A 17,593-nucleotide genomic window follows, 5' to 3' on the forward strand; every position below is an offset into this window, starting at 1 on the left:
TCGTGATAATTCACGAGTGTTTTTTTATAGGAAATAGGGTAGATAGTAAATAGCTGTTACTATAAAACTGACTAAAACAAGTGAAAGAGTACCCATAATAGATGGAGTCAAAACAATTTTAAATGGTTTTATTTCGCCAGTCTCAACGCCAGTTAATGTTTTGCTTATTGCGTGATCTGTAATGTTATTTCTATGGTTACTCATAATAATTAACCACATAATTGCAAATATTGCTAAACTACCAAGGAAAAAGGTCTCTATAAATGACCAACCGACTAATAATGAAAAAAGATAAATAAGAGCTAATTCTACTACAACGGTTAAACTAATTTTCAATGCCTTCATATTTTTCCTCCTCATTCTGTAATTTCAACCAGTTTAAAAAATTTTCACGTGACACGACATGCAGAGAGCAAGGTGACCTTACTTCTTTCTCTAGTGCAGCGTGTTCGTCTGGAAACTTGTTTTCCACATGCAATGAAATATAGGGTAGTTTTTCTTGTGCTTTTAGTGAGCGGATATTATTCGTTTTAGCACCAGCAAATACGTAGGAAAGTTGTAAGTCTAAAAAGGCGATTTTAAAGATTTCTTTTTTAGCAGCCTCGTTATAGCCTTTTCCCCAGTATGGATAGCCAATCCAACTACCAATGTGAGATTGCTTTTTTTCATTATTAATATGTTTAAGTGTGGTGAGGCCAATTATTTCATTTTCTTCATTCACAATCATTCTCGATAAGGATTTCTTTTGACGCTCTTCTTCTATTGCGAAAAGAAGAAATGTTTTCGTGTCTTCGATGTTTTCTACCGTTATCCCCAATGCATTTTTTATATGTGGATCACTTGATAGCTCGAAAATCACATTTGTATAGCATAAATCTAGTGGTAATAAAGTGATGTGCTGCATGGTTTAAACCCCTTTCAAACTAAATATACCATAATATACCATAAAATAATATGAATATTCAGATTCCAATTCAGACTTTAGAGAAAAATTATGTTTTTACTTCTGAAATAGACAACCTCTGCATATGGTTGTACAAATATATTCTTTTTTAGAATACGAAGTTAGTAACTGTTACGGGAGAAGGTGGAAGAATGAAACAGTGGCTAGCGGCAATGGAAACATCCGTGCTTGTTATGGGGGCACTTCGATTATTTTCAGGTAGTGCGGAGATATTTGCTGCTTTGCTTATGCTTTATGTGAATGATGCGAAGAAAGCGTTGTTTATAAATGGTATGTTGGCGTTTGTTGGACCTACCGTATTAATTTTAACAATGACAATTGGGATAGCGAGTGTAGCAAGTGAAATTTCTTTCTTGAAGCTCTTTTTTCTAGCGCTTGGAATTTGCTGTATTTTTATCGCATTACTGAAATAGTAAGTCGAGTATAGTGGGGAGAAGCCGATGAAAGAGGTATTAGAAGTTTTACCAAAAACGATGAAGTACTTAATTGAAGAATGTAAGCAATACGATGCTTTAGAGGAAATTCGTGTTCGAATTGGAAGGCCGCTAGAGTGTATTGCACACGGAAAGGTGTTTTTTTATGACTATATCACTACTGCAGAGGATGCTATTTACTTATTGAATAAATTAAGTCAATTCTCAATTTATACGATGGAAGAGGAATTAAAACGTGGGTATGTGACGCTTCGCGGGGGGCATAGAATCGGGTTAGCAGGAAAAGTCATTACAGAAAAAAGCGCAGTGAAAATGATTCGTGATGTCTCTTCCTTTAATATTCGTATTGCTCGTCAAAAAATAGGGATTGCTGAACCGCTTTTGCCATATTTGTATGAAAAAAGGTGGTTAAACACGATGGTAATTGGCCCTCCCCAAACGGGAAAAACGACACTTTTAAGAGATGTAGCACGTTGCATGAGTCAAGGGGTAAGTGCTTCGGAAATTCCTTCCTGTAAAGTGGGGATCGTTGATGAACGTTCAGAAATTGCTGGCTGTGTGAAAGGAATCCCGCAATATGATTTTGGTACCCGAGTCGATGTGTTAGACGCATGTCCAAAGGCAGAAGGAATGATGATGATGATTCGTTCTATGAGTCCTGATATTTTGATCGTAGATGAAATTGGCCGTAAAGAAGATAGTGAAGCAATTATGGAGGCAGTGCATGCAGGTGTTCAGCTTTTTATAAGCGCACACGGATTTTCCTATGAGGATGTTGTGAGACGTCCATCGCTCAAGGCAGTGCTAGAGCTTGGTATATTTGATAGGTTTGTGGAGTTGTCAAAAGCGAGGGGTCCAGGAACGGTTATGCAGGTGAAAGATAAATATGGAAAACCAGTGTTATCAAATAGAAAGGCTGAGGGCGTATGGTGAAAATATTTGGTGCAGTGTTAATCGTTGCGGTCAGCACCTTTTTCGGGTTTTCGTACGCTAAAAGATACAGTGAGAGGCCGAGGCAACTTAGGTTATTAAAATCAGCACTTCAATCATTAGAGGCAGAAATTATGTATGGACACACACCTTTATCTGAGGCTGCCGAGCGATTAGTTAAACAAATGCCAAAGCCATTAAATTGGATATTTCAAAGTTTCGCTAAAAAACTAGAAAGTGGAGAACAAACGGTAAGGGAAGCTTGGATAGATAGTTTGAAAGAGAATTGGAAGTTGACGGCTTTTCAACAAACCGAGTATGAAATACTGCAGCAATTTGGTGAAACGCTCGGGCAACATGATCGTGAATCACAACAAAAACATATTCGCTTATGTATTACACATTTGGAGAGAGAAGAAGAGGAAGCGAAAGCTTTACAACTGCAATACGAAAAAATGATTAAGAGCTTAGGGGTACTAGCAGGGCTACTAATTGTAATTTTACTGCTATAGGGGGGAGAAAGGCGATGTCCATTGATGTTGGATTAATATTTCAAATCGCCGGAATCGGCATTGTTTTAGCTTTCATTCATACTGTACTAAAAGAATTGAAGCGTGAGGATATTGCAAATTGGGTTATCCTTGTCGGTTTTGTCGTCATTTTATTTCATGTTGCATTTTTAATTAATACGCTATTCGACAAGATTAAAAGTGTCTTTCTCTTCCAGTAAAGGAGGCGGTTCGAATCGAAATTATACAAATTGTCGGATTAGGCCTCGTTGCTACGTTTTTAGCTGCTGTTTTGAACCAGCATAAATCTAGTATTACATCTTTATTTATTGTGTTCGTAGGTAGCGTGATGTTTCTAATTTTAATCGATCAAATTCATTCTATTTTACAAATGATTGAGAGAGTAGCGAGTGAAGCGAAAGTTAGTAACGTCTACGTGGAAACGTTACTAAAGATTATTGGAATTGCTTATATTGCCGAGTTTGGAGCTCAAATTACAAAAGATGCTGGTCAAGGTGCCATCGCTTCGAAAATTGAACTTGCTGGGAAAATCTTAATTCTCGTTATGGCAATTCCTATTTTGACGGTTGTAATTGAAACTATTCTCGGATTTTTACCGACGGGATAAGGGGGAGTGAATGTTGAGGAGGTTTGGAGCTAAGCTGCTATTTGCTTGCTTCCTTTTCTTTTCTTTACCGGTTGTTGTACAAGCTTCTCCTGTAGAAACAAACGTCGTTGATCAACAATTGGATAAGCTCGGAATTGAAGATGTGAAGCAATTTTGGGACGGGCTTGTTACAAAATATGGAGGCTATTTGCCAGAGAGTCAAAAAGGGAGTTTTATGGAGTTTGTAAAGGGAGAAAAAGAATTCTCTCTAAAAGAGTGGATGATAGGGTTATTAAAATATTTATTTCATGAGCTTGCAGCTAATGGAAAACTGCTTGGCACACTCATTATGCTCACAATCTTTAGTGCATTGTTGCAATCACTGCAATCCGCTTTTTCAAAAAGTAGTGTAAGTAAAATTGCTGATGCTGTTGTATATATGGTACTTATTATTTTTGCTTTAAATAGTTTTTATGTCGTTATGACATATGCAAGAGAAACGATACAAACAATGGTAGATTTCATATTAGCGCTATTGCCAATTTTATTGGCGCTTATAGCGACTGGTGGCGGGGTTGTATCTGTATCTTTCTTTCATCCGATTATCATTTTCTTAATGAATACAAGCGGGCTTCTTATGAATTATATCGTTCTACCGCTTTTATTACTGGCAACGATATTAAGTATTGTAAGTACAATGAGTGATCAATATAAAGTGACGAAATTGTCCAAGCTTCTGCAAAACGTTAGCGTTGGGATTATCGGTATTTTCTTAACGATTTTTTTAGGAGTATTATCTGTACAAGGAACAGCAACAGCCGTTGCTGATGGAATAGCTGTGAAAACTGCTAAATTTGTAACAGGGAACTTCATTCCAGTAGTCGGAAGGATGTTTACAGAAGCGGCAGATACTGTTATTAGCGCATCAGGATTATTGAAAAACACAGTCGGAATTATTGGGCTCGTCATTTTATGTTTAATTGTTGCTTTTCCAGCGATTCAAATTTTCTGTATCGCATTTATTTATAAATTCGCAGCAGCAGTATTGCAACCGGTTGGCGGCGGAGCAATTATTCAATGCTTAGACATTATTGGACGAAGCATCATTTACGTATTTGCTTGCTTAGCTATCGTATCATTTATGTTCTTTTTAAGTATTACAATTATTATTGCTGCGGGGAATATTACACTTATGATGCGGTAGGAGGTGAAGAGTATGCAATTTGTTACAGAGTGGATCAGAAATATTATCGTTTTTTTGCTCTTAGCGACAATGCTTCATCTTATTCTTCCAAATTCGAATTTGCAAAAATACGTTAAATTCGTTGTAAGTCTTTTGTTAGTCGTATTAATTTTAACACCCCTTTTTAAACTATTGCAGACAGATGTAAATGAAGTAATTGCAAATTTTAATGAAGAAAAGTACGTAGCAGAAGGATCTGTAAAAAATTCAATAGATTCGAAGAAAAAAGAAATACAAGCTCTAACACGTGCATATAGTTTAGAAGAGATGGCTACCAAAATGAAAAAAGAAGTAGGAAAAGAGTTTGAGAAACAGTATGGTATGTCAGTCTCTGAAATACAAATAGTCGCAGCGGAAAGCACAGCGGAAGTAAAGGCAGCGAAAGATATTCAATCTGTTGTTGTGACGTTAAAAGAAAAAGAACGTAGTAAAAATGATGCAATCGAAACAGTAAAACCAGTTGAAATTAACACGAAAGAACCACTGAAAAAAGTAGAGGAAACGAATGTAGAAATGAAAGACTTCTTTTCAAGCAGGTGGCAACTAGAGAATAAACAAATCCAAGTTCAAATGGAAGGGAGGACAGGTAGAGTAAATGGACAATAAAGATAAAAATTCGAAGTTCTCATTTTTTCGAAACTTATTGAATGGAGATGAAAAAGAAAGTAATGAGAAGGGAAGAAAGGTAACACCTAAGTTCTTACTTGTCCTACTCATACTTGGAATTTTGCTTATGTTTTCTAGTAGTTTTTTTTCAAGTAAAAAAGAAGAAGTACCTGTATTTAAAGAACAAAAAACTCAAAACCAGGAAAAAGATGTACCAACTTTTGGACAAAAAAATAATGATAATATGTCAAATGTAGAAAAATATGAAAAAGCGTATGAACAAGAATTAAAAACTGCTTTAGAAGAAATAGCAGGAGTAAAAGACGTAACGATTAAAGTGAATTTAGATTCATCTGAAGAAAAAATTTTAGAAAAAAATACAGTGAAACGCTCACAAACAACAGGTGAAACAGATAAAACAGGCGGTAAGAGAGAAGTAGAGGACGAGTCTCTTGATGAAAAGACTGTCATTATACGTGAAGGGGATAAAGAAACTCCTGTTGTTTTACGAACAGAGAAGCCGAAAGTACGTGGTGTTCTTGTCGTAGCAAAGGGAGTGGATAATATACAAGTTAAAGCAATGGTAAAAGAAGCTGTGATAAGGCTGCTAGATGTACCGGCCCATCGCGTTTCAGTTTCACCGAAAAATTGATAGGGAGGAAATAAAGTGTTAAAAAAACAAACAGTTTGGTTATTAACGATGTTAAGTTTAGTTGTTGTACTATCTGTGTATTACGTGACAACTCCTGACAAAATGAATACAGCATCGCCGGCAACAGGTGAAAAGATTGGACAAGAAAAACAAGGTACTGATAAAGCAGTAACAAACGAAGCGCCTAAAGAAACTCCGAAAAAAGAAAATACAAGCAAGGAAACAACAAATAAAGAAACAGACAAAAAAGAAAATGCAAAAAAAGAAACAAGTAAAAAAGAGGGCAATGTATCAGTTCAATCAAGTGATGAGAATTTCACAGCTTTACGTATGCAAATGGAAGATCAGCGTAGTGAACAAAAAGCAAAATTACAAGAAGTGATGAGTTCAACAAAAGCTTCAGCAACAGAAAAGAATAAAGCGAAAGAAAATTTTGATGCCATTACGACAATGGAAACGAAGCAAGAATTACTTGAGACAGTAATTAAATCTCAAGGAGGATATCCAGATGCTCTTGTAAGAGCTGATGGCACTGATATTAGAGTAACGGTTAAAGCGGCAAAACATTCACAGAAAGAAGCAAATAAAATTATTCAACTTGTAAGAAGTGAAGGCGGATCAAAAGATGTAGGTGTGAAATTTGATCCACCAGCGAAATAAGTGAAACTTTAATCCGTAGGGATTTCCCTGCGGATTATTATCTTTTACTAAGCAAAGGATATGCAAATAGTAAAATAGAGTATGTAAGTAAATGTGTGAATAGAAAAAAGCTATCATTTTCGATAGCTTTTTTCTATGTCGTCTTTGTAATTATTTTTACTATGTTCAACTCGGAATGGAGAAACACGTTGTGAGTAAAAGATTAATGGTTCATGGTACTGATGATTACTTTTTCCGGATTTGACGTGGATGAAAAGAACGCATGCCCAAACGATTACGGCAGGTAAAAAGAGAATGAGCCATATCATATTTCCACACCTCAACACAATATATTTTCTACACTTTGAACATACTATTCTTATATGAAGGAATGATGAACGGCGTGTAAACAAAAAAATAATATTTGGTAAAAATATGTTATTGACTATAGGTGTGGTGAAGAGTGAGGAGGGAATGGCATGTTTGCTTTGTAACGTTTTGCAAAAGTAGTGAATGTTTTTTAAGAAGTGGTCTTGCCAATTTCATGTGAAACTTGGTATTATTACTAGGTATTAAATTTTTATTGGAATAATATTTTTACAGGAATTTCGATTTATTATAAAGAAATATAAATTGGAATGTTTAAAAAATTTATCGTAAGATGGAAATAGTAAATATTTCTATTAGTTAATGAAATATATTTTCTAATAGAGTACATCGTATTTTTACAGTCAATCTAGTTTTCGTGACGAGAATCTGTAAAAACGGGACAAACAAGAGTATGGGAGTGGATTTTACATGTTTAAAATTCAAGAAGTTCGTGAATTAATTAAATTAATTGATAGCTCTAATATTGATGAATTTGAATACAAAAAAGACGGTACAACAATCAAAATGAAAAAGCGTGGTAATGAAGTTGTTGCTGTGCAAGCACCTGCAGCAAAACAAGCTATGCAACCAGTAGCGCCTGTTGAAGTTGAAACGACAGTAGCAGCAGCGCAAGCAGAAGTGCCAAAACAAGAAGAGAAGAAGGTTGTTCAAAATGAAAACCTACATAAAATCACATCACCGATGGTAGGTACATTCTATTCTTCTTCTTCGCCTGATACACCTCCATATGTAAGTGTTGGGGATAGAGTATCGAAAGATTCTATCGTATGTATTGTCGAGGCTATGAAGTTATTTAACGAAATTGATGCTGATGTAGAGGGCGAAATTGTTGAAATTCTTGTTAATAACGGACAGCTTGTTGAATATGGACAACCGCTATTTCTTGTAAAAGCGTAATAAGGGAGTCTTTGTGATGATAAAAAAAGTATTAATAGCCAATCGTGGGGAAATTGCTGTACGAATTATTCGTGCTTGTAAAGAAATGGATATTGAAACAGTTGCAATTTATTCAGAAGCAGATAAAGAGTCACTTCACGTACAGATTGCAGACGAGGCGTATTGTGTAGGACCAACGATTTCGAAAGAAAGCTATTTAAATTTGACAAACATTATTAGCGTTGCGAAGTTAACAGGCTGCGATGCTATTCATCCGGGATACGGATTTTTAGCAGAGAATGCAGATTTCGCAGAGTTATGCCGTGAATGTAACTTGATTTTTATCGGTCCAAGTCCAGAAGCTATTTCAAAGATGGGCACAAAAGACGTTGCTCGTGATACAATGAAAGAAGCAGGGGTTCCGATTGTACCAGGTTCACAAGGGATTATTAAAAATACCGAAGAAGCAATTGAGCTTGCTAATCAAATTGGATATCCAGTTATTATTAAAGCGACTGCAGGTGGCGGTGGAAAAGGTATTCGTGTTGCACGCCATGAAGAAGAGCTTATAAAAGGAATTCAAATTACACAGCAAGAAGCTAGTACCGCTTTTGGGAACCCTGGTGTATACTTAGAAAAGTACGTTGAAGATTTCCGCCATGTTGAGATTCAAATAATGGCAGATACACACGGAAATGCCATTCATTTAGGAGAGCGTGATTGTACAATTCAGCGCCGTTTGCAAAAACTATTAGAAGAAAGTCCATCACCTGCACTTGATGAAGAGATTCGCAAGCAGATGGGTGAAGCGGCAGTTAAAGCGGCGGTAGCGGTTGATTATACAGGTGCTGGTACGGTTGAGTTTATTTATGAATATAAAACGAAAACCTTTTACTTCATGGAGATGAATACGAGAATTCAGGTTGAGCATCCGGTTACTGAAATGGTAACAGGAATGGACTTAATTAAAGAACAAATTCTTGTTGCTTCAGGAGAAAAGTTATCGTTACAGCAAGAAGAAGTACAATTTAATGGTTGGGCAATTGAATGTCGAATTAATGCGGAAAACCCTGCCAAAAAATTTATGCCATCTCCAGGTAAAGTAGAAATGTACTTACCACCAGGAGGATTTGGTATTCGCGTCGATTCAGCTGTATATCCGGGATATTCAATCCCACCTTTCTATGATTCGATGGTTGCTAAATTAATTGTTCACGGAAAAACACGTGAAGAGGCAATTGCAAAAATGAAGCGCGCACTTAGTGAATTTGTCATTGAAGGCGTACATACAACAATCCCGTTCCATTTGCAATTGCTAGATCATCCTGATTTTGTAAAAGGTGAGTTTAATACGAAATTTTTGGAAGAGCATGAACTTGTGACGCAGTGATACATTAAAGGAGGTTTTTTTCATGGCTGAACATATGTTAGATATGGGTCAAGATACAACTCTTGGTAAAGTAGAAATTGCACCAGAAGTAATTGAAGTAATTGCAGGTATTGCAGCTGCTGAAGTAGAAGGTGTAGCGGCAATGCGCGGTAATTTTGCTACAGATGTTGTTGAGAAGTTAGGTAAGAAAAATCATGGTAAAGGTGTAAAGGTTGAATTAGCAAACGAAGATATTATCGTTGACCTTTATGTTGTAATGTATTTTGGTGTAGCAATTCCAGTTGTTGCACAAAAGATTCAAGACAATATTCGCCAAGCACTCTTTACAATGACAGGACTTGAGCCAAAAGAAGTGAATGTTCACATCGTTGGCGTAACATTCGAAACACAAAAAACAGAAATCGAACCAGTGTAAGAATGAAAAGGTGCCTAGTAACATAGGCATCTTTTTTATCGTTTCATTTCTTCACAAATTACAACCCTCTAATTATTATACTATTTCAAAAAATAAGAAATAAACAAGAAAATGTGTCGTTTTTCCAAAAAACGTACATTGTGATAAGATATGGAACTTGAAGTTAATCTTTTTATTATTTTTCAGCCTTGTAACCCGTGTGTGAAACGATAAATTGTGTTATTATCATTGTATTATAAGGTTGGAAAATCAATGAAAACTGTAAGAGTAAGTGAATTGACGGCTTATAAATTATAATAATATAACAAAGTATAAGGAAAGACTTGAAGCATAAAGGAGAGTTACAATGAAACGTAGGACGGCTAGAGAAAGAGCAATGCAAGCATTATACCAAATGGATATTACAGGTGAATTAGAACCGAAAGTAGCAGTGGAAAACACGCTAGATGAAGGCGAAGAAACAAATGAGTTTCTAGAGTCACTTGTAGTAGGTTTTGTAGAAAATAAAGAAGCAATCGATGAAGCGATTCGTCAAAATTTAAAAAAGTGGAAGCTTGAGCGTATTAGTATTGTTGATCGCAGTATTTTACGTGTAGCTGTGTATGAAATGAAATACATGGAAGAAATTCCACACAACGTAACAATTAACGAAGCAATTGAAATTGCTAAAACATTTGGGGATGAGGAATCTCGTCGTTTTATTAACGGCGTTTTATCTAATATAAAAGATACACTGTAAATTCTTTAAGGGGGAATCTTAAAATGGTAGCAGTAATCATCAAAGGAAATGAAGTTGCGGAGAAAAAACGAGCACAATTAACAGAAGAAGTTGTGAAGTTGAAAGAGCAAGGTATTGTACCAGGATTAGCAGTTATTTTAGTTGGAGAAGATCCAGCATCTCGTTCTTATGTGAAAGGAAAAGAAAAAGGCTGTGAACAAGTAGGGATTTACTCAGAGCTAATTGAACTTCCTGAAACAATTACTGAGGAACGTTTGCTTGCTGAAATCGATCGCTTAAATGGCGATGACCGTATTAATGGCATATTAGTGCAATTACCTTTACCAAAACATATTGAAGAAAAAGCTATCATTGAAAGAATTTCACCAGAAAAGGATGTAGACGGATTTCACCCAATCAGCGTGGGACGTATGATGACGGGACAAGATACATTCCTTCCATGTACACCGCATGGTATTGTAGAATTAGTAAAAGAAACAAATCTTGATATTTCTGGAAAACATGTAGTAGTAATTGGAAGAAGTAATATTGTCGGTAAACCAGTGGGGCAATTGTTTTTAAATGAAAATGCCACTGTCACATATTGTCATTCTAAGACGCAAAATATGAAAGAGTTATCGAAGTTAGCTGATATTTTAATCGTAGCTGTTGGACGACCTAAAATGATAACAGCGGATTATATTAAAGAAGGGGCGGTTGTAATTGACGTTGGTGTTAACCGTTTAGAAACAGGAAAACTTTGTGGTGATGTTGACTTTGACAACGTGTTAGATGTTGCGGGTTACATTACACCTGTGCCAAAGGGTGTTGGTCCAATGACAATCACAATGCTTCTTCATAATACTGTTGAATCTGCCAAACGTGCAGGTGTCGTTTGTAAATAATTTGAGTCGGCTATGAGGAGAGAGAAATGGAGAAGCAATATTTAACCGTTACAGCGTTAACACGCTATATAAAAACAAAAATAGAATATGATCCGCATTTGCAGTCTGTTTGGTTAAAAGGTGAAATTTCCAACTTTAAAAATCATAGCCGTGGCCACATGTATTTTACATTGAAAGATGAAAATGCAAGAATCGCAGCGGTTATGTTTGCGGGCCATAATCGTAATATTAAATTCAAACCTGAAAATGGGATGAAGGTACTCGTGAAAGGAAAAATCTCTGTTTACGAGGCGAGTGGTTCTTATCAAATTTATATTCAAGACATGCAGCCTGACGGAGTCGGAAATTTACATTTAGCGTACGAACAGTTAAAAGTTCGTTTAGAAGAGGAAGGACTTTTTTCTCAAGTTTATAAAAAAGCGATTCCTCCTTACGCTAAAACAATAGGTGTGATTACGTCGCCAACAGGAGCAGCGATTCGTGATATTATAACAACGATTAAACGTCGTTATCCAATTGGGAATGTTATTGTATTTCCGGTACTTGTACAAGGGGAGTCAGCGGCTCCCTCGATTGTACAAGCGATTCGTACAGCGAATGAAATGGGAGAGATAGATGTACTAATCGTTGGTCGTGGTGGAGGTTCTATTGAGGAATTATGGGCTTTCAATGAGGAAATGGTTGCAAGAGCAATCTTTAAGAGTGAAATTCCTATTATTTCGGCAGTAGGCCATGAAACAGATTTTACAATTGCAGATTTTGTTGCAGATTTACGCGCGCCAACACCGACCGCAGCAGCTGAGTTGGCAGCACCTAACATTATAGAGTTACAAGAAAAGGTATTACAAAGAACTCTGAGATTGCAAAGAGCAATGAGAGAGTTAGTACATAAAAAAGAAGAAAAACTACAAGTGTTGCAAAAATCGTATGCGTTCCGTTATCCAAGACAAGTATATGAGCAAAAGGAAGAGCAATTAGATAGAGCGCTAGAACAGCTTGTTTTAGCGAAAGAGCGCTATATTGATAAAAAGGTGAATCAGTTAAAGCAACTTTCATTTTATTTAGAGAAGCACCACCCATCTCAAAAAATTATGCAAACGAAGGTAGCTGTGGAAACGTTGCAAAAGCAATTACAACGTGAAATGCAAACGTTACTTCAAACGAAAGAATTTGCCTTTGTAAGAGCTGCTCAAAAACTTGAAGCGTTAAGTCCGCTTAAAGTAATGATGAGAGGGTACGGGCTTGTATATGATGAAGAGAAGCAAGTGTTAAAAAGTGTGAAAGATGTAAGCCTTGGAGATGCTGTTTCAGTTCAATTACAAGATGGAATACTAGATTGTAGCGTATCAGGCATAGAGGAGCGTGAATTGAATAATGGAAAATAAATTAAGCTTTGAAGAGGCAATTTCGCAACTTGAGCATCTTGTTTCTAAGCTAGAACAAGGTGACGTACCTTTAGAAGAAGCGATTTCTTATTTTAAAGAAGGTATGGAATTATCTAAGCTTTGTGATGAGAAGTTGAAGAATGTACAAGAACAAATGGCAGTTATTCTTGGGGAAGATGGAGAGCTTGAACCGTTTACTGCTTTAGGAGATGAAGCATAGTGACGATTGCTTTTGATACTTTTTTGAAAGAAAGTAAAACTTTCGTAGAAGAAAAACTTGTAAGCTATGCAAATGGATTACAATGTCCAAATGTACTTCGTGAAGCGATGGCATATTCTTTGGAAGCGGGTGGAAAACGTCTCCGCCCGTTACTTTTGTTTGCAACATTACAAGCGTTTGGGAAAGAAAGAAATCTTGGAGTAGGTGCAGCTTGTGCTCTTGAAATGATTCATACATATTCGTTAGTTCATGATGATTTACCTTGTATGGATGATGATGATTTAAGAAGAGGAAAGCCCACAAATCACAAAGTATTTGGTGAAGCGATGGCAGTTTTAGCAGGAGATGGCTTATTGACATACGCTTTTCAAGTTATTATGGCATATGAGCAAAAAGAAATTTCTGCTGAAAAAAAAGTAAGACTTGTACTTGAACTCGCAAAAGCAGCAGGACCAGAAGGAATGGTTGGCGGACAAGTGGCAGATATGGAAGCGGAAGGGAAACGCCTTACGATTGATGAATTGGAGTACATCCATAAACATAAGACCGGAAAACTACTTGAATTTGCTGTACTTGCGGGTGCGATACTTTCTGATGCGACAGAAGAGCAAGAAGAAAAGTTGCTTACGTTTGCCAAATATATCGGTCTAGCTTTCCAAATTCGAGATGATATTTTAGATGTCGAAGGAACTGAAGAAGAGATTGGAAAACCGATTGGTAGTGATCTTTCTAATGAAAAGAGCACATATACGACGTTGTTTACTGTAGATAGAGCAAAGGATATTTTAGAAGAAACAATTGCAGAAGCAAAAGGTGCGATTAGCTCCTTGCAATTACAAGATGAATATTTACTATCTATTTGCGATTTGATTGCAAAACGTAATAACTAATATAACAGCGTTTTCATTTGTTGAGTCATTCATCATTTTATGATATAAATGTAGGAAAAGGTTTTTCTTTTCTTGTTATTGGCAAAAATATATGTAGATTACATTGCCGTTATCACTTCGTGTTAGCGGCTATTTTTTTCATCGCCTAAAGAAATATGGTTTATAATAGGATTAAGGCGCAATAGACTGGTTAATAGCGGGACAAGACGAAAAATAGAAAAGAGAATTTCTTGTTTTGTGTAAATGTTTTTTATAATATTTGACATGTTGACAGATTATGAAATGAAAGTGAGTGATCCATGTGGATCTAACGCAAATTCAAAACCCTAGTTTTTTGAAAGATATGTCTATCAGTGAACTAGAGGGATTGAGTGAGGATATTCGTAAGTTTTTAATTGAAGAGCTCTCTCAAACAGGTGGACATATTGCACCTAATTTAGGTGTAGTAGAACTCACAATTGCTCTGCACAAATTATTTGATAGCCCGCAAGATAAATTTTTATGGGATGTAGGACATCAATCCTATGTACATAAAATTTTAACTGGACGCGCGAAAGAGTTTGGCACATTAAGGCAATATCAAGGTCTATGTGGTTTCCCGAAACGTTGTGAGAGTGAGCACGATGTATGGGAAACTGGTCATAGCTCGACTTCGTTATCGGCTGCAATGGGAATGGCTCTGGCACGTGATTTAAAGAAAACGAAAGAATATGTTATACCAATTATTGGAGATGGTGCTTTAACAGGCGGAATGGCTTTAGAGGCATTGAACCATATTGGACATGAAAAAACAGACATGATTGTTATTTTGAATGATAATGAAATGTCAATTGCACCAAACGTTGGTGCGCTTCATAATGTGCTCGGTCGTTTACGTACCGCAGGAAAATATCACTGGGTAAAAGATGAATTAGAGTATATATTAAAGAAAATTCCAGCAGTTGGCGGGAAAGTGGCTGCGACAGCAGAGAAAATAAAAGATAGTCTTAAATATTTACTAGTATCTGGTGTCTTTTTCGAAGAGTTAGGCTTTACATATTTAGGTCCAGTCGATGGGCATGATTATGAAAAGTTATTCGAAACGTTGCAATATGCAAAGAAAACAAAAGGCCCAGTACTCGTTCACGTTATTACAAAAAAAGGAAAAGGTTATAAACCGGCTGAGAGTGACGTTATTGGAACTTGGCATGGAACAGGACCTTATAAAATTGAATCAGGTGACTTCGTTAAGCCGAAAGAAGTTGCACCAGCATGGAGTGCTGTCGTTAGTGAAACAGTACTTAAGCTAGCGAGAGCAGATGAGCGTATCGTAGCAATTACACCTGCAATGCCTGTTGGATCAAAACTTGAGAAATTCCAAAAAGAATTCCCAGATCGTATGATTGATGTAGGTATTGCAGAACAGCATGCTACAACAATGGCAGCAGGTATGGCAACGCAAGGAATGAAACCATTCTTAGCGATTTATTCAACATTTTTACAAAGAGCATATGACCAAGTTGTTCATGATATATGCCGCCAAAATTTAAATGTTTTCATCGGAATAGATCGTTCGGGATTAGTAGGAGCAGATGGTGAAACGCATCAAGGCGTATTTGATATCTCATTCTTACGTCACTTGCCGAATATGGTGCTTATGATGCCGAAAGATGAAAATGAAGGTCAACATTTAGTTTATACGGCGATGCAATATGAAGATGGACCAATCGCATTGCGTTATGCGCGCGGTAATGGACTTGGCGTTCATATGGATGAAGAATTAAAGGCGATTCCAATCGGTACGTGGGAGACGTTAAAAGAGGGTACACAAGCAGCTATTTTAACGTTTGGTACGACAATACCAATGGCAATGGAAGCAGCTGAGCGTCTTGAAAAAGCTGGGGTTTCAGTGAAAGTAGTGAATGCTCGCTTTATTAAACCAATGGATGAAGCATATTTACATGATCTTCTAGGAAAGAATATACCGATTTTAACGATTGAAGAAGCTTGTTTAATCGGTGGTTTTGGAACAGGAGTAGTTGAATTTGCATCTGAAAATGGTTACCATAGTGCATTAGTTGAACGAATGGGTATTCCAGATCGCTTCATAGAGCACGGAAGTGTAACAAAATTATTAGAAGAAATTGGTTTAACGACAGATGCTGTTGTAGACCGTATTCATACAATGATTCCATCAAAACAAAAAAGGGCGTAACAAATGAGCGTAAAAAAAGAAAGAGTAGATGTACTATTAGTAGAGCGAGGACTTATAGAAACGCGTGAGAAAGCAAAGCGCGCCATTATGGCCGGACTCGTATATGCAAATGAGATGAGACTTGATAAGCCAGGAGAGAAAATCTCGCAAGATACTGAGATTACGGTGAAGGGACAAGTTATGCCGTATGTAAGTCGTGGTGGTTATAAACTTGAAAAGGCATTAAAGACATTTCATCTTGATTTACAAGATAAAGTTATGATAGATATTGGTTCATCAACTGGTGGCTTTACAGATTGCGCGCTTCAAAATGGAGCGAAATTATCTTATGCATTAGATGTAGGATACAATCAACTAGCGTGGAAATTACGTCAAGATGAGCGTGTTGTTGTAATGGAACGAACAAACTTCCGTTACGTGACACCAGTAGACTTAGAACGTGGTTTACCTCAATTTGCAAGTATTGATGTTTCATTTATATCATTAAAGCTTATACTGCCAGTTTTAAAAACAATGCTTATGCCTAACGGAGATGTAGCAGCGTTAATTAAACCGCAGTTTGAAGCTGGAAGAGAGCAAGTTGGGAAAAAAGGTATCGTTCGTGATAGAAAAGTACATGAAGCTGTTGTAGAAATGATTGTCGAGTTTGCTTTAAAAGAAGGCTATGATGTGGAAGGTTTAACATTCTCACCAATTACGGGTGGGGATGGTAATATTGAATTTTTAATTCATCTGAAATGGCATGGTGAACGTGAGAATGGCGAAAATCATTCTCCGATTTCTATAGAGCAAGTTGTTACAGAAGCGCATGAAGTTCTAAAACAAAAAGGGAAAGGGGAATAACATATGTTGTTCCTCTTTTTGCTGTAATTGTATAATGATTGTAAAAACAATTGTGTACAAGAAACGAATTATAAGTTAACATAAATAAGTGAAGTATACCAATGTTTAAACTATGGTAAGAGATAGTGTGAGGTGCAAATGTATGAATAAAGGTCAGCGCCATATTAAAATCAGGGAAATTATTGCAAACAAAGAAATTGAAACACAAGATGAATTAGTTGATATTTTACGTAATGAGGGATTTAATGTAACGCAAGCAACAGTATCGCGCGATATTAAAGAACTGCACTTAGTGAAGGTGCCATTACATGATGGGCGCTATAAATATAGCTTGCCAGCAGATCAACGATTTAACCCGTTACAAAAATTAAAACGAAATCTAGTGGATTCATTTGTAAAATTAGACACGGCAGGACATATGCTTGTGCTAAAAACATTGCCTGGTAACGCTCATTCACTTGGAGCACTTATTGATCATTTAGAGTGGGATGAGATCATCGGAACCATCTGTGGTGATGATACTTGCTTAATTATTTGCCGTACACCTGACGATACAGGTGTTGTCTCTGATCGTTTCTTAAATATGTTGTAACAAAAAATCTTGTTTGCTTTCCATCGTAAAGTGGAAAGTGAACAAGATATTTTTATTGGTTAAAAATATGAATTTTCAATTGTAATATAATATTTTGTTTGCATAAAGTTAGAAAATAGATGGATTGACCCGTAAAACAAATGTTTGGTACAATGAAGCGGGTTAGAAGAGTATATACATACAAATATATA

23 protein-coding genes are annotated in these 17,593 nt (G+C 36.4%); 20 read left to right on the plus strand and 3 right to left on the minus strand.

Annotated elements, in window-relative coordinates:
• Nucleotides 1–24 precede the first annotated feature (24 nt).
• Nucleotides 25–345, minus strand: coding sequence for a hypothetical protein (locus BLT20_RS06285; RefSeq protein ID WP_000645569.1), 321 nt, complete (start codon nucleotides 343–345; stop codon nucleotides 25–27).
• Nucleotides 326–904, minus strand: a complete 579-nt coding sequence (locus BLT20_RS06290) for a GNAT family N-acetyltransferase (RefSeq protein ID WP_001163837.1) — start codon at nucleotides 902–904, stop codon at nucleotides 326–328. The genes BLT20_RS06285 and BLT20_RS06290 overlap by 20 nt, the downstream gene beginning before the upstream one ends.
• Nucleotides 905–1,095: 191 nt before the next feature.
• On the opposite strand from BLT20_RS06290, the gene BLT20_RS06295 reads away from it, so the two are divergent.
• The 9 genes from BLT20_RS06295 to BLT20_RS06335 are packed head-to-tail and all read left to right on the plus strand — an operon-like array spanning nucleotide 1,096 to nucleotide 6,605.
• A complete protein-coding gene (locus BLT20_RS06295) occupies nucleotides 1,096–1,377 on the plus strand; it encodes a YqhV family protein (protein WP_000816050.1) in 282 nt (93 codons plus the stop codon).
• 27 nt (nucleotides 1,378–1,404) lie between these two features.
• Nucleotides 1,405–2,331, plus strand: a complete 927-nt coding sequence (gene spoIIIAA / locus BLT20_RS06300; RefSeq protein WP_000665905.1) for a stage III sporulation protein AA — start codon at nucleotides 1,405–1,407, stop codon at nucleotides 2,329–2,331.
• Nucleotides 2,325–2,840 carry a stage III sporulation protein SpoIIIAB gene (gene spoIIIAB / locus BLT20_RS06305; protein ID WP_000238702.1) on the plus strand — a complete coding sequence of 172 codons (516 nt, stop codon included), beginning with the start codon at nucleotides 2,325–2,327 and terminating at the stop codon, nucleotides 2,838–2,840. The genes spoIIIAA and spoIIIAB overlap by 7 nt, the downstream gene beginning before the upstream one ends.
• Nucleotides 2,841–2,854: 14 nt before the next feature.
• Nucleotides 2,855–3,058 carry a stage III sporulation protein AC gene (gene spoIIIAC, locus BLT20_RS06310; protein ID WP_000020914.1) on the plus strand — a complete coding sequence of 68 codons (204 nt, stop codon included), beginning with the start codon at nucleotides 2,855–2,857 and terminating at the stop codon, nucleotides 3,056–3,058.
• 23 nt (nucleotides 3,059–3,081) lie between these two features.
• Complete coding sequence (spoIIIAD, locus tag BLT20_RS06315) at nucleotides 3,082–3,465, plus strand: stage III sporulation protein AD (RefSeq protein ID WP_077393170.1); 384 nt, start codon at nucleotides 3,082–3,084, stop codon at nucleotides 3,463–3,465.
• Nucleotides 3,466–3,475: 10 nt separating this feature from the next.
• Nucleotides 3,476–4,648: a stage III sporulation protein AE gene (gene spoIIIAE, locus BLT20_RS06320; RefSeq protein ID WP_000946110.1), complete on the plus strand. Its 1,173-nt coding sequence runs from the start codon at nucleotides 3,476–3,478 to the stop codon at nucleotides 4,646–4,648.
• Nucleotides 4,649–4,660: 12 nt separating this feature from the next.
• A complete protein-coding gene (gene spoIIIAF, locus BLT20_RS06325) occupies nucleotides 4,661–5,293 on the plus strand; it encodes a stage III sporulation protein AF (protein ID WP_001161046.1) in 633 nt (210 codons plus the stop codon).
• Nucleotides 5,283–5,945 carry a stage III sporulation protein AG gene (gene spoIIIAG / locus BLT20_RS06330; RefSeq protein ID WP_000368880.1) on the plus strand — a complete coding sequence of 221 codons (663 nt, stop codon included), beginning with the start codon at nucleotides 5,283–5,285 and terminating at the stop codon, nucleotides 5,943–5,945. Before spoIIIAF ends, spoIIIAG begins: the two co-directional genes overlap by 11 nt.
• A 15-nt stretch (nucleotides 5,946–5,960) precedes the next feature.
• Nucleotides 5,961–6,605: a SpoIIIAH-like family protein gene (locus BLT20_RS06335; protein WP_000914710.1), complete on the plus strand. Its 645-nt coding sequence runs from the start codon at nucleotides 5,961–5,963 to the stop codon at nucleotides 6,603–6,605.
• Between the two features lie 113 nt (nucleotides 6,606–6,718).
• Here the strand turns inward: BLT20_RS06335 and BLT20_RS06340 are convergent, their stop codons facing one another.
• On the minus strand, nucleotides 6,719–6,913 hold the full coding sequence (locus tag BLT20_RS06340) for a hypothetical protein (RefSeq protein ID WP_002179810.1): 195 nt from the start codon (nucleotides 6,911–6,913) through the stop codon (nucleotides 6,719–6,721).
• 469 nt (nucleotides 6,914–7,382) lie between these two features.
• Here BLT20_RS06340 and accB point away from each other — a divergent pair, with 469 nt between their 5' ends.
• From accB to argR, 11 genes are all read left to right on the plus strand, one after another.
• Nucleotides 7,383–7,871 carry an acetyl-CoA carboxylase biotin carboxyl carrier protein gene (gene accB, locus BLT20_RS06345; RefSeq protein WP_000472866.1) on the plus strand — a complete coding sequence of 163 codons (489 nt, stop codon included), beginning with the start codon at nucleotides 7,383–7,385 and terminating at the stop codon, nucleotides 7,869–7,871.
• A 16-nt stretch (nucleotides 7,872–7,887) separates the two neighbouring features.
• Entirely contained in the window at nucleotides 7,888–9,240 is a 1,353-nt protein-coding gene (accC, locus tag BLT20_RS06350) for an acetyl-CoA carboxylase biotin carboxylase subunit (protein WP_000592871.1), read from the plus strand.
• Between the two features lie 22 nt (nucleotides 9,241–9,262).
• Nucleotides 9,263–9,655: an Asp23/Gls24 family envelope stress response protein gene (locus BLT20_RS06355; protein WP_000807630.1), complete on the plus strand. Its 393-nt coding sequence runs from the start codon at nucleotides 9,263–9,265 to the stop codon at nucleotides 9,653–9,655.
• A gap of 346 nt (nucleotides 9,656–10,001) precedes the next feature.
• Complete coding sequence (nusB, locus tag BLT20_RS06360; protein ID WP_000830247.1) at nucleotides 10,002–10,394, plus strand: N utilization substance protein NusB; 393 nt, start codon at nucleotides 10,002–10,004, stop codon at nucleotides 10,392–10,394.
• A gap of 23 nt (nucleotides 10,395–10,417) precedes the next feature.
• Nucleotides 10,418–11,278, plus strand: coding sequence for a bifunctional methylenetetrahydrofolate dehydrogenase/methenyltetrahydrofolate cyclohydrolase FolD (gene folD, locus BLT20_RS06365; protein ID WP_000226732.1), 861 nt, complete (start codon nucleotides 10,418–10,420; stop codon nucleotides 11,276–11,278).
• Between the two features lie 26 nt (nucleotides 11,279–11,304).
• Nucleotides 11,305–12,663 carry an exodeoxyribonuclease VII large subunit gene (gene xseA / locus BLT20_RS06370; protein WP_000415249.1) on the plus strand — a complete coding sequence of 453 codons (1,359 nt, stop codon included), beginning with the start codon at nucleotides 11,305–11,307 and terminating at the stop codon, nucleotides 12,661–12,663.
• The gene (gene xseB / locus BLT20_RS06375) at nucleotides 12,653–12,883 is read left to right on the plus strand and encodes an exodeoxyribonuclease VII small subunit (RefSeq protein WP_000428423.1); all 231 of its coding nucleotides are present in this window, start codon (nucleotides 12,653–12,655) and stop codon (nucleotides 12,881–12,883) included. The genes xseA and xseB overlap by 11 nt, the downstream gene beginning before the upstream one ends.
• Nucleotides 12,883–13,773, plus strand: a complete 891-nt coding sequence (ispA, locus tag BLT20_RS06380; protein WP_000150380.1) for a (2E,6E)-farnesyl diphosphate synthase — start codon at nucleotides 12,883–12,885, stop codon at nucleotides 13,771–13,773. Before xseB ends, ispA begins: the two co-directional genes overlap by 1 nt.
• 301 nt (nucleotides 13,774–14,074) lie before the next feature.
• Nucleotides 14,075–15,967: a 1-deoxy-D-xylulose-5-phosphate synthase gene (gene dxs, locus BLT20_RS06385; RefSeq protein WP_000366452.1), complete on the plus strand. Its 1,893-nt coding sequence runs from the start codon at nucleotides 14,075–14,077 to the stop codon at nucleotides 15,965–15,967.
• A gap of 3 nt (nucleotides 15,968–15,970) precedes the next feature.
• Nucleotides 15,971–16,810, plus strand: a complete 840-nt coding sequence (locus BLT20_RS06390; protein ID WP_000111878.1) for a TlyA family RNA methyltransferase — start codon at nucleotides 15,971–15,973, stop codon at nucleotides 16,808–16,810.
• Between the two features lie 142 nt (nucleotides 16,811–16,952).
• On the plus strand, nucleotides 16,953–17,402 hold the full coding sequence (gene argR, locus BLT20_RS06395; protein WP_001032580.1) for an arginine repressor ArgR: 450 nt from the start codon (nucleotides 16,953–16,955) through the stop codon (nucleotides 17,400–17,402).
• Nucleotides 17,403–17,593: the final 191 nt, after the last annotated feature.

The organism is Bacillus sp. cl96 (assembly GCF_900100505.1).
Lineage (GTDB): Bacteria > Bacillota > Bacilli > Bacillales > Bacillaceae_G > Bacillus_A > Bacillus_A cereus.

Coding starts and splice junctions, on each gene's coding strand:
- BLT20_RS06285 (WP_000645569.1), bottom strand. CDS start 345: ATGAAGGCATTGAAAATTAGTTTAACCGTTGTAGTAGAATTAGCTCTT.
- BLT20_RS06290 (WP_001163837.1), bottom strand. CDS start 904: ATGCAGCACATCACTTTATTACCACTAGATTTATGCTATACAAATGTG.
- BLT20_RS06295 (WP_000816050.1), top strand. CDS start 1,096: ATGAAACAGTGGCTAGCGGCAATGGAAACATCCGTGCTTGTTATGGGG.
- spoIIIAA (WP_000665905.1), top strand. CDS start 1,405: ATGAAAGAGGTATTAGAAGTTTTACCAAAAACGATGAAGTACTTAATT.
- spoIIIAB (WP_000238702.1), top strand. CDS start 2,325: ATGGTGAAAATATTTGGTGCAGTGTTAATCGTTGCGGTCAGCACCTTT.
- spoIIIAC (WP_000020914.1), top strand. CDS start 2,855: ATGTCCATTGATGTTGGATTAATATTTCAAATCGCCGGAATCGGCATT.
- spoIIIAE (WP_000946110.1), top strand. CDS start 3,476: ATGTTGAGGAGGTTTGGAGCTAAGCTGCTATTTGCTTGCTTCCTTTTC.
- spoIIIAF (WP_001161046.1), top strand. CDS start 4,661: ATGCAATTTGTTACAGAGTGGATCAGAAATATTATCGTTTTTTTGCTC.
- spoIIIAG (WP_000368880.1), top strand. CDS start 5,283: ATGGACAATAAAGATAAAAATTCGAAGTTCTCATTTTTTCGAAACTTA.
- BLT20_RS06340 (WP_002179810.1), bottom strand. CDS start 6,913: ATGATATGGCTCATTCTCTTTTTACCTGCCGTAATCGTTTGGGCATGC.
- accB (WP_000472866.1), top strand. CDS start 7,383: ATGTTTAAAATTCAAGAAGTTCGTGAATTAATTAAATTAATTGATAGC.
- accC (WP_000592871.1), top strand. CDS start 7,888: ATGATAAAAAAAGTATTAATAGCCAATCGTGGGGAAATTGCTGTACGA.
- BLT20_RS06355 (WP_000807630.1), top strand. CDS start 9,263: ATGGCTGAACATATGTTAGATATGGGTCAAGATACAACTCTTGGTAAA.
- nusB (WP_000830247.1), top strand. CDS start 10,002: ATGAAACGTAGGACGGCTAGAGAAAGAGCAATGCAAGCATTATACCAA.
- folD (WP_000226732.1), top strand. CDS start 10,418: ATGGTAGCAGTAATCATCAAAGGAAATGAAGTTGCGGAGAAAAAACGA.
- xseA (WP_000415249.1), top strand. CDS start 11,305: ATGGAGAAGCAATATTTAACCGTTACAGCGTTAACACGCTATATAAAA.
- xseB (WP_000428423.1), top strand. CDS start 12,653: ATGGAAAATAAATTAAGCTTTGAAGAGGCAATTTCGCAACTTGAGCAT.
- BLT20_RS06390 (WP_000111878.1), top strand. CDS start 15,971: ATGAGCGTAAAAAAAGAAAGAGTAGATGTACTATTAGTAGAGCGAGGA.
- argR (WP_001032580.1), top strand. CDS start 16,953: ATGAATAAAGGTCAGCGCCATATTAAAATCAGGGAAATTATTGCAAAC.